At 43.9% G+C, this 11913-nt stretch carries 6 protein-coding genes; 1 reads left to right on the top strand and 5 read right to left on the bottom strand.

The window, feature by feature from the left end; translation table 11 throughout:
- Window positions 1-136 precede the first annotated feature (136 nt).
- Window positions 137-775, bottom strand: coding sequence for a 1-acyl-sn-glycerol-3-phosphate acyltransferase (locus Q0541_RS13855; RefSeq protein ID WP_298911193.1), 639 nt, complete (start codon window positions 773-775; stop codon window positions 137-139).
- A 365-nt stretch (window positions 776-1140) separates the two neighbouring features.
- On the opposite strand from Q0541_RS13855, the gene Q0541_RS13850 reads away from it, so the two are divergent.
- On the top strand, window positions 1141-6513 hold the full coding sequence (locus Q0541_RS13850) for an ATP-binding sensor histidine kinase (RefSeq protein WP_298911191.1): 5373 nt from the start codon (window positions 1141-1143) through the stop codon (window positions 6511-6513).
- Between the two features lie 5 nt (window positions 6514-6518).
- Here the strand turns inward: Q0541_RS13850 and fabD are convergent, their stop codons facing one another.
- From fabD to Q0541_RS13830, 4 genes are all read right to left on the bottom strand, one after another.
- On the bottom strand, window positions 6519-7400 hold the full coding sequence (fabD, locus tag Q0541_RS13845; protein WP_298911189.1) for an ACP S-malonyltransferase: 882 nt from the start codon (window positions 7398-7400) through the stop codon (window positions 6519-6521).
- A 343-nt stretch (window positions 7401-7743) separates the two neighbouring features.
- Window positions 7744-8736: a beta-ketoacyl-ACP synthase 3 gene (locus Q0541_RS13840; RefSeq protein ID WP_298911186.1), complete on the bottom strand. Its 993-nt coding sequence runs from the start codon at window positions 8734-8736 to the stop codon at window positions 7744-7746.
- Between the two features lie 113 nt (window positions 8737-8849).
- Window positions 8850-9872 carry a phosphate acyltransferase PlsX gene (gene plsX, locus Q0541_RS13835; RefSeq protein ID WP_298911184.1) on the bottom strand — a complete coding sequence of 341 codons (1023 nt, stop codon included), beginning with the start codon at window positions 9870-9872 and terminating at the stop codon, window positions 8850-8852.
- A 231-nt stretch (window positions 9873-10103) separates the two neighbouring features.
- The gene (locus Q0541_RS13830) at window positions 10104-11585 is read right to left on the bottom strand and encodes a leucyl aminopeptidase (protein ID WP_298911182.1); all 1482 of its coding nucleotides are present in this window, start codon (window positions 11583-11585) and stop codon (window positions 10104-10106) included.
- Between the last annotated feature and the right edge of the window lie 328 nt (window positions 11586-11913).

Raw genomic sequence — 11913 nt, 5'->3', positions numbered from 1 at the left:
CCAGCCCCTTCTCCCAAATTTGGGAGAAGGGGAGCCGGAAACAAGTCCCTCTCCCAAGTCGGGGGAGAGGGATTTAGGGTGAGGGCAAAAACTACGGTTTTCAACATAGATGAGGTTTATCTATTGCTTGTCTAACTCATCTTCCTAAGTCATGCATCTGGTTAATTACCGTGGCACACTTTTGTGTCAACGCTTCCAATTCCTCTTTATTAGTAGAACTGGGAGCATCAATCAAGTTACCAATTCTCACAGTGATGGGAACTGCGCGAGGTCGGGACGATCCTTTTTCTAAAATCCTCTCAGTACCCCAGACACTCACCGGCAATATTGGGGCTTTTGCTTTCGCCGCCAGCAGCAATGCGCCTCTTTTGGGGTCTGTAATTCGACCATCTGGGGTGCGAGTACCTTGTAAGAAAACACCGATAGCCCAACCGTTATTGAGATATTCTAGGGCGGAACGGATGGCAGTGCGATCGGTATTTCCCCGACTCACCGGGTAAGCACCGTACAATTTAATCGCTTGCGCCAAAATGGGGATATTGAATAACTCTTCCTTAGCCATGTACGCCACTGGACGACGTACACAGTTGGAGACAATTGGCGGGTCAAAGTAACTAGCGTGATTACTCACTACCAGTAGCGGCCCTGATTGAGGGACATTTTCCGTACCATAAATCTGGCCCCGGAAGTAAGCGTGAAGCATGGGGCTGACGACCGACCATTTAAAGGCGTGGTAAAGTGCCAGACTGATAAACGGTTCGCGGTTTTTGTCCACAGAAGATAATGCAAATCAAACTGAATTTAGCATACGCGATCGCAAGGCGCAGAGCAAACTCAAAAAAGTTGTAGAAACGCAAGGTACTAATTTCGGCAATTTCAGTTGATGCTTGGTGAGCTTTTTTACTACATTCCCTACCTTTGAAAACATCATTTTAGAAACTTCCATTTCTTCTAAAATACAAGGGTGCGTCAGGCGAAACGCTGTAATGCATCGTGAGCAATGAGATAGATATAGTGCGTTAACGAAGTGTAACAGACTCTACGAATATCGGATAATTTATTTTTTGGTATTCATTTAAATTATGAATTGCTTCACCCATCTGGGAATACTAAATGTGGAAATCGTCAGGATTTAGCAGTATGGTTACCACTCTAGTTACTATTCCCGGATATCAAGTTAAGGAACAACTTTATAATGGTTCAAAAACCCTAGTTTATCGAGGTTATCGAGAAACTGACTCCTTAAGAGTAGTGATTAAACTGCTGAAAAATCCATATCCCAGTTTCAGCGAACTGGTGCAGTTTCGCAATCAGTATACCGTTGCCAAAAATCTTAACTCACCCCTAATCATCCAAACCTATAGCCTAGAACCTTATCAAAATGGCTATGTGTTGGTGATGGAAGACTTTGGGGGGATTTCTCTTAAAGAATCGGGAATAGGGTCAAGTCTACAAAATCTCACAGAGTTTTTACAGATTGCGATCGCCCTGTGCAATATCTTAGATATACTGTACCGCGATCGCATTATTCATAAAGATATTAAACCTGCGAATATTTTAATTAATCCAGAAACAAAACAAGTAAAATTAATTGACTTTAGTATTGCATCTTTACTACCACGAGAAACTCAAACGCTGATCAGTCCCAATGTGTTAGAAGGGACACTTGCTTATATTTCCCCAGAACAAACAGGAAGAATGAATCGGGGGATTGACTACCGGACTGATTTTTATTCACTGGGTGTCACTTTCTACGAATTACTCACAGGAAAGTTACCCTTTGAGTCCAAGGATATGATGGAGTTGGTGCATTGTCATATTGCCAAACTTCCTGCTCCTTTGGAGCCATTCAAAATTCCTAAATCGATTTCAGATATTGTCATGAAATTGATGGCAAAAAATGCCGAAGAACGCTATCAGAGTGCATTAGGACTGAAATATGATTTAGAAAATTGTTTAACTCAACTTCAGTCAACTGGTAAAATTGAAAGTTTTTCAGTTGCACAAAGAGATGTATGCGATCGCTTTCTTATTCCCGATAAACTTTATGGACGAGAAACAGAAGTAGAAATTATACTGCAAGCATTTGAGCGAGTCAGCCTTGGTGCAACAGAAATGATGCTGGTTGCGGGTTTTTCCGGGATTGGTAAAACCGTTGTAGTTAACGAAGTTCATAAACCGATTGTGCGTCAACGCGGTTATTTTATCAAAGGTAAATTTGACCAATTTCAGAAAAATATTCCCTTTTCGGCATTTGTACAAGCGTTTCGGAATTTGATGGGGCAATTGTTAACTCTAAGCGATGCAGAAATTCAACAATGGAAAAGCAAGATTTTAGAGGCGGTAAGTGAGAACGGACAAGTAATTATTGAAGTAATTCCCGAATTATCAAGAATTATTGGTCAACAATCACCTGCTCCAGAATTATCAGGAAGTGCGGCACAAAATAGATTTAATTTATTATTCCAAAAGTTTACCCAAGTCTTTACTAGTAAAGAACATCCATTAGTAATGTTTTTGGATGATTTGCAATGGGCAGATTCGGCATCGCTGAAATTGCTACAATTGTTGATGGAACAGACAGGACATTTATTAATCTTAGGTGCGTATCGGGATAATGAAGTATCATCGGCTCACCCGTTCATCCTAACCGTAGATGAGATCGTCAAAACTGGGGCAGTGGTCAATAGCATTACGCTGCAATCGTTAAGTCTAGTTGATATGAATCAGTTGGTGACGGATACGTTGAATTGCGATCGCTCCCTGGCTCAACCGTTGACCGAACTGGTATACCAAAAAACTAAGGGTAATCCCTTTTTTGCGACTCAGTTTCTCAAGGCACTCTATGAAGAGGAACAAATTACTTTTGACTGGGAAGCACGGCATTGGCAGTGTGATATTGCCCAAGTTAGAGCTTTAGCGATCACCGATGATGTCGTCGAGTTTATGGCACTGCAATTGCAAAAGTTGCCGACACAAACTCAGGATATGTTAAAGTTGGCGGCTTGTATTGGAGCAGAGTTTGATTTGGCGACATTGGCGATCGTGTCCCGGCAGTTTCCTGAAGATACGGCTGCTGTACTGTGGAAAGCATTACAAGAAGGTTTGATTATTCCGAATACGGAAATCTATAAGTTTTTTATTCAGTCTGACAATGCGTTGGTTTGTAATGCAGCAGCGAATCCAACTTATCGCTTTTTGCACGATCGCGTTCAGCAAGCGGCGTATTCTCTGATTCCAGAAGAGAAAAAGCAAATCACCCACCTGAATATTGGACGTTTGCTGCAACAAGCAACGAGTGCGAGTGAACAGGATAAGCAGATTTTTGCGATCGTTAACCACCTCAACAAGGGGATATCGCTGATTGAGGATGAGACGGAGCAACAGGAACTCGTGCAGTTAAACTTGATGGCTGGACAGAAAGCTAAGGGTGCAACGGCTTATGGAGCGGCTTTAAACTATTTCAACACGGGCATTTCTTTGTTGAGGGGCAATTGCTGGCAGAGCCACTACACTCTTGCGCTCGTTCTGTATGAAGGTGCAGCTAATTCTGCTTTCCTGGACGCTAACTTTGAACAAATGGAGCAGTTCGCTGAGGTTGTACTCACTCATGCCCGCTCTTGGCTCGATCGGATTAATGTTTACGACACGAGGATTCGGGCTTGCATGGCTCAAAACCAGCTTTTAGAAGCGTTGCAGTTGGCACGGTTCGTGCTGGAACCTCTGGGGGTGCATTTGCCAGAGCAGCCTACCCCAGCAGATATTGGGCAGGCACTCCAGCACACCCAAATCCAACTCAGCAACAGTTCAATAGAATCTTTGCTGCATTTACCCCAAATGACTGCGCCGGACAAAAAAGCCGCAATGATGATTCTATCCACCATAATGTCGCCTGCCTATCAAGCTGCCCCAAACCTGATGCCCCTGGTCGTCTTTGCCCAGTTTGATCTATCGGTGCAGTATGGAAATGCACCAGAATCGATTCATGGCTACGGTCTGTATGGGTTAATGTTGATTGCCATATTGGGTGATATTGAAGCGGGCTATTGCTTTGGACAACTGGAGATAAACCTCCTGCAATACCTTCAGTCACCCAAGCTTGCTGCCGCAGCCCTTTTTGATTTTAACTGCTTCTTCAAACACTGGAAAAAACCTGCAAAAACCTCCCTAGCAGGACTACTGCAAGCCTATGCCGGTGGATTAGAAGTTGGTGATTTCAATCTTGCAGCACTTAGCCTGCTCGTGTATGACCATAATACTTATTTTACTGGTCAGGAACTGTCTTCCCTCAAGCTAGTGCTAGAAGACCATCGCAAGGTGATGCAGCAGCTGCGGCAGCATACCTATCTCCACACGCAAAGTCTTTACCATCAGGTAGTCGTGAATCTGTTGGGGGCATCAACAGAGCCATATCGGTTGGTTGGAGAATACTGCGATGAGCATAAAATGATTCAGCTTTACCAGAAAACGGGTGAAGTAACGGCACTGCACCAAGTTTATTTGAATAAGCTAATACTTTGCTACCTGTTCCAAGACTATGAACAAGCGTTGGAAAACGCTAATAAAGCAGCCCAGTATTTGCGTGGGATGGCAGGACTGATGAGTGTTCCGCTTTTCCACTTCTACGATGCGCTAGAACAATTAGCGCTTTATCCAGATGCCAGCGAAACAGACCAATCAAGCATTCTAGAACGGGTTGCTACCAACCTGGAAAAACTCAGTGGGTGGGCAGCTTATGCACCGAGTAATCAGGCTCACCGCTGCGCCTTGATTGTCGCAGAACGGTGTCGGGTCTTGGAGGCTAGAGCCGAAGCAATAGAAAACTACGATCGCGCGATCGCCCTTGCCAAGGAACACGAATACCTCAACGAAGAAGCTCTCGCCAACGAACTCGCCACCAAATTCTATCTCGAATGGGGCAAAGAACGCATTGCCAAAGATTATTTGATTGAAGCCTACTATGCTTATTCTCGGTGGGGAGCAAAAGCCAAAATTACCGATCTAGAACAACGCTATCCCCAATTACTTCAAGTCATATTACAACAGCAACGACTCAACTTCAACCCCCAAGAAACTCTTGTCTTTCATGCGACTTTCTCATCTACCTGCACCAATACCACTGGCAGCACCAATATTTCCGACGTTTTAGATTTTACCTCTGCCCTGAAAGCCGCTCAAGCTATTTCCAGTTCTCTGGAATTAGATACACTTATTGCCAGTCTCACCCGGATTATCTTAGAAAACTCTGGCGCCAAAAAAGCTGTACTGCTGCTTCCTCAAGAAAACACTTGGCAAGTCCGAGCAATTACCTTGATTCATCATCAGAAAATACAAACCATACTTGACCCACAATTACTAGATACTTGTCAAAATATTCCCATAAAAATTATCAATTATGTCAAACATACTCAAGAAACCATTGTTATAAATAATTGCCAAACAGATATTCCTGGGGTGATTGAGGAATATATGCTAGAGTATCAACCTAAAAGTATTTTATGTACACCAATTATTAATCAAGGACATTTGATAGGTATTCTCTACTTAGAAAATAAACTCACAAGCGAGGTATTTACTAACGAACGTTTGCAAGTTATCAATCTACTTTCTTCCCAAGCTGCAATATCCCTAGAGAATGCTCGACTTTATCAACAAGCTGGGCAAGCATTACAAGATTTACAACAGGCACAATTACAAATCGTCCAAAGTGAGAAAATGTCGGCACTGGGTAACTTAGTAGCAGGGGTAGCACATGAAATGAATAATCCTTTGGGATTTATTTATGCCAGCCTTCAACAAGCTAAACCCAGCCTTGCGGATATTGTTGAACACTTGAAACTCTATCAATCAAGTCTCCCCAATCCCGATGATGAAATTATCGACCATGCCAAAGAAATCGACTTGAATTATAGCTTAGAAGACTTACCCAAGATTATTGATTCAATGGTGATGGCGTGCGATCGCCTCAACAATATCAGCACCAGTCTCCGCACTTTCTCTCGTGCGGATAAAGATTACAAAGTGCCGTTTAATATTCACGAAGGTATCGACAGTACGATTTTAATTCTCAAACATCGCCTGAAAGCTAACGAACAACGTCCAGCAATTGAAGTGATAACTGATTATGGGGATTTACCCCAGATTGAATGTTTTCCTGGGCAATTAAATCAGGTATTTATGAATCTTCTGGCAAATGCCATTGATGCGCTGGATGAATCAAATACGGGACGAAGCTTTAAGGAAATTAAGACCAATCCCAACCGAATTATAATTAAAACCTTTCGGGAAAATGAAAGTGTGAAAATTGCTATTATTGATAATGGCAAGGGGATGAATGAATCAGTGAAACAAAAGATTTTTGACCACTTGTTTACTACAAAAGGTGTGGGCAAAGGGACAGGATTAGGATTAGCGATCGCTCGTCAAATCATTGAAGAAACCCACAATGGCAAATTGAGTTTTAACTCTGTTTTAGGTGAGGGTACAGAATTTTTAATTGAAATGAAGTTCTAAAAAAATTAAACAGGTAAATCAGCAGCACTTTGGATGTTTTCTAATATTAAGTCAGGGCTACTACGTTTAATCAAGCCAGTTAGGACTTTACCAGGGCCAATTTCGACTACTCGCTGGATGCCGTTGGCTGGTAATTCCAGAGAAATTTCTCGCCATCTTACAGAACCAGTCATTTGTTTATTCAGGCGTTGCTTTAAAATCTCGGCATCAATAGACGGAATTGGTTCTACATTAGACAACACTGGCACAGTAGCCGACTGAAATTCCACAGATTCTAGAATGTCTTGGAATTGGGCAGCTGCTGGTGCTATTAAATGTGAGTGAAATGCTCCAGAAACTTTTAGGGGAATAGCACGCTTTGCTTTTACTTGAGTCATCACCGCTTGTACAGCCTCAGTCGTGCCTGAAATTACCACCTGAGCCGAACTATTATCATTTGCTAGCACCACATCAGGCGTTTGGGCAATGACTTTTTCCAACTGTTCGCGGTCAAAGTTCATCAAAGCCGCCATCATACCACCGACGGCATTATCCATAAGTTCTGCACGACGCTTTACTAGATATAAACCAGCCGACCACTCAAAGACACCCGCTATGTAAAGGGCAGTATATTCTCCCAAACTGTGTCCAGCAACTAAATCTGGGTGGTGTCCTCGTTCTCTAAGAAGGTCAGCAAGAATGCTTTCCACCACATAAAGAATTGGCTGGGTATATAGCGTCTGTGATAACTTCTCTTCTTGAGTTTGACAGATTTCTGTTACAGACCAGCCCAAAATTGCCTCAGCCTGAGCAAATTTGTCTTTAGCGGCGGGTATATCTAATAAGTCTATTCCCATTCCCAGTGCTTGGGAACCTTGTCCGGGAAACACCCATGCAGTTTTTGTCATTGGTCACTAGTCATTGGTCATTGGTCATTAACAAAGGATAAAATATTCACCGAATTTTAGATTTTAAATTTTGGATAATGGAATTGAATAATTCAAAAGCGTTTGACTAAGCGCTAACGCCGTACCCCTACGGGGATCTTGCTACGCGTAGCGTTCCGCAGGAAAGTTCAAAATTTAAAAAGGTCTGAGAGCAAGCGAATTTAAACGCGAGAACAAATCTAAAATCTAAAATTATTGATCGTACCCCTACGGGGATCTTGCTACGCGCAGCGTCCCGTAGGGAAGAAAGAGCATTCATGCATGGAATCAATCTAAAATCCAAAATCTAAAATCCAAAATTGAGTCACCTTCCCCATTGAAAAATTGCCGCACCCCAGGTAAGACCGGCACCAAAGCCGGATGTAGCAACGATGTCATTGGGTTTAATCTTACCTTGCCGCACTGCTTCATCCAAAGCTAACGGAATGGAAGCAGCAGAGGTATTGCCGTACTCGGCGAGATTACTTATAACTTTATGTTCTGGGACATTCAAGCGTTGGGCAACAGCATCGATAATCCGCTGATTGGCTTGATGCAACAGCAGCCAATCTATTTGGTCAACACTGAGGTTGGCATGAAACAAGGCTTTGTCAATGATTTCTGGTACTTTTTGGACAGCAAAGCGGTAGACTTCTTTGCCATTCATGGTAATGGGTTGGTAAGTGCCTTTAGTGATATTTACACCTGAGAGTAGTTCTTGGGAAGCGCCTGCATAGGCAAGATTAAGGTGATGGTTTTGAGTGCCATCACTTTTAAGTGCAAATCCCAACAAGCGATCGCTTTTGTCAGCCTGCAATACTACTGCCCCTGCACCATCACCGAACAATACACAAGTGCTCCGATCTTGCCAATCTACCCAGCGAGAGAGGATATCTGCCCCGATCAAAAGTACATTTCGGTAAACGCCTGTTCTAATATATTGAGCTGCTGTAACAAGACCAAACACAAAGCCGGAACAGGCAGCGGTCAAGTCAAAGGCTACTGCGTTGGTGGCTCCCAATTGAGCCTGTACTTGACAAGCACTACCAAACAAATCATCAGGGGTGGAAGTGGCTAGCAGAATCAGGTCTAGGTCTTCTGGTTTAATTCCCGAAGCTGCGATCGCCTGACTGCTGGCGGCAGTAGCGAGTATACTCAAGGACTCAGATGGCAGCGCTAATCGCCGTTGACGAATTCCCGTTCTTGTGGCAATCCATTCGTCTGATGTTTCAACTACTTCACTCAATGTCTGGTTGTGTAAGGAAGTTGCTGGCACTGCCGAGCCGCTTCCGGTAATTGCTACGCCTAAATTCTGCACTCCTAATCTCCCGAGCTATCAGCTTTTTGCCTTTTTTCCCTTGTCTTTTGTCCTATGTCTTTCGTCCTGGCAAATGACAAATGACAAACGGCTCATGACTTATAACTGAATCGCTAACCGCTCTCCCGCTCTAGAATATATTGGGACTGAATTCGTTGTAGCACCTGGTTATCAACAGCTTCTTTTGCCATCCGAATTGCATTAAAAATTGAAGGAGCTTGTGAGCTACCGTGACCGATAAAACAGACTCCTGCCACACCTAACAGCAAGGCACCACCGTGTTCTGCGTGATCCATCCGCTGCTTAACCCGCTTCAGGTTGGGTTTTAAGAGTGCTGAACCGATTTGACCGTGCAATCCTTGGGGTAATTCTTCCCGCAGAATTTGCAAAATCACTTCTCCAACGGCTTCGGCAAATTTTAACAATACATTACCGACAAAGCCATCACAGACAATTACATCAAAGCGACCGGAAAGCACATCACGCCCTTCGGCATTGCCAATAAAATTAATTTGGGAATTTTCGCGGAGCATTTGGTGGGCGCGGACGGCTGCATCATTGCCCTTAGAGTCTTCTTCACCGATATTCAATAAACCCACTTTAGGTTCGCTTGTACCTAAGACATATTGACTGTAAGCCGAACCCATGACACCAAACTGCTCTAAAAACTTGGGACGGCAATCTACATTCGCGCCGACATCAAGTACCAACACTGGCTTCCCAGCAATAATCGTGGGAAAAACTGTCCCTATGGCTGGGCGATCAATTCCCGGCAATCGTCCTAAGCGGAGCAAAGCTGATGCCATAGCTGCCCCAGAGTGACCGGCAGAAAATACGGCATCTGCCTGCTGCTGCTTAACTAAATCCATTGCCACATTGATCGAAGCCTTGCGTTTGCGTCTAACTGCGTTTAAAGGCTCCTCATCCATAGCGATCGCTTCCTCAGCAGTCACGATCTCCACCTGCCCTAAATTCGTTTTTGGCGGCAAGGCAGCTTCTATTTGTTGGGGATCACCGACCAGTAATACATCTACACCCAATTCTTCCCGTGCTCGCAGTGCGCCAGCAACAATTTCACCGGGTGCGTGATCCCCTCCCATTGCGTCAATTGCGATCCTTACACGAGTCGATCCCATTGCTCAGAGCTTTTAGAAACCTTATAAATTTTACCAGATGGCAATGCCCGAAAAAGCTTAACTTTCTGACCGCCAAATTATTTCTGTTACTATTGCAACAATTTTTGCTGGCAAGCTCAAGATAGCACGAATTGTTTGTGACTGGGCATTGGGCAATTCAATTTTGGATTTTAGATTTTGGATTTTAGATTGAAATTTGATCTAAAGTCCAAAATCTAAAATCTAAAATTCTTACTCCCCACTCCCTAGTACCCAGTCAACTAGCGTCCGAACGCCGTAGCCAGTTGCCCCCGCGCCGTTGTAGCCATTTTCTTTATCTGTCCACACTGGCCCGGCAATATCTAAGTGCGCCCAAGGGGTTTCTTTGACGAATTGCTTGAGGAAAAGGGCAGCGGTAATTGCACCACCCGGACGCGGGCCTGTATTCTTCATGTCCGCGATACCAGACTTTAACCCTTCAAAATATTTTTCTTCCATTGGCATCCGCCAAATCTTTTCACCTGAAGTTTCGGCAGCTTTCTCGATTTGGGAAGCTACAGCATCATCGGGAGTGTACAAACCAGCAATATCGTCACCCAAGGCAATGACGTTAGCACCAGTCAGGGTGGCTAAATCCACGATCGCATTTAATCCCAATTTGTCGGCATACACCAAGGCATCTGCTAAGGTTAAACGTCCTTCAGCGTCGGTGTTGTTCACTTCGATTGTTTTGCCGTTTGATGCTGTGAGAATATCTCCAGGGTGCATGGCGTGACCGCTAATCATGTTTTCGGCTACCGCCGAGATAAAGTGAACCTCAACATCTGGCTTAATTTGAGCAATTGCTTTTGCCGCGCCCAAGGTAGCAGCTGCACCGCCCATATCCATTTTCATGGTTTCGATCCCACTACCAGCACCTTTAATGTTGAGTCCCCCGGAATCGAAAGTTACACCTTTACCAATAATTGCTAGTTTCTTTTTGGGTGTACCTTCTGGTTTATAAGTTAGGTGAATGAATTTAGGTGGCAACTCGGAACCTTGCGATACTCCCAAAAAAGCACCCATGCCTAACTTTTCACAATCTTCTCGTTCCAGAATTTCCACTTGTAAACCGTAATCGTTAGCGATCGCTTGAGCAGTTTCTGCCAAAGTAAGTGGTGTTACTGCATTGGCTGGCGCTGCTACTAACTGCCGTGCCAAATTTACCCCGGAAACGATTTGATTGGCGCGGGTGATGGCTGCTTCTTGTCCACCGAAACCTAGTAAATCTACGGTTTCAATTTGTGATCCTTTCTCTTCTGGTTCTGATTTAAAGCGAATATCTTGGTAAAGCGCCAATTCGATGCCTTCTGCGATCGCTTGGGCGCTGGCTGCTGGATCGTTATTCCACAATGGAAAACTAAATCCCAGAACTTTGCTTTTTTGCTTTTTTCCTACCCTGGCTACAGCAGCAGCAGCGCGGCGCAGAGTATCTAGTTGTAGTGCATCTGGTTTTCCTAAACCTACCAAAATCAATTTCCGCACTGGACTACCAGGATTTACACGGCTAAAGATGGTACTGTTGGCTTTACCTTTAAATTCTTCTTCAGCAATCAGTTCTTTTAAGACGCCGGAAAACTTTTGATCTAAAGTAGCTAGTTCTCCGGTTAACTCTACTGCATCTTCAAATAATCCAATTGCCAAACTATCGCCTGCCCACTCTAGCAAAGGCTTATCACTAAGTTGAATTGTCATTTTGGTTGGGATTTTGTGTAAATATTCCTTCTTGTACCAGTATTGCTCAAAATTCTTGTTTCATGGTGAGGGGAATGGGCATTGGGGAATGGACATGGGGCATTGGGCATTGGGCATTGGGCAGAGGAGGTAAAAGAGTAAAGTTCCTAACTTCATTAACGAGTATCAAAGACTCGTTAATGGAGTTCTGAGGTGGATTAACGAGTATCAAAGACTCGTTAATGGAGTTCTGAGGTGGATTGACGAGGATCAAAGACTCGTTAACGGAGTTCTGAGGTGGATTAACGAGTATCAAAGACTCGTTAACAGAGTTCTGAGGTGGATTGAC

Source organism: uncultured Nostoc sp. (assembly GCF_937863485.1).
In the GTDB taxonomy this organism is placed as follows: Bacteria; Cyanobacteriota; Cyanobacteriia; order Cyanobacteriales; family Nostocaceae; genus Nostoc.
This window is presented reverse-complemented; position numbering and strand designations above follow the sequence as displayed.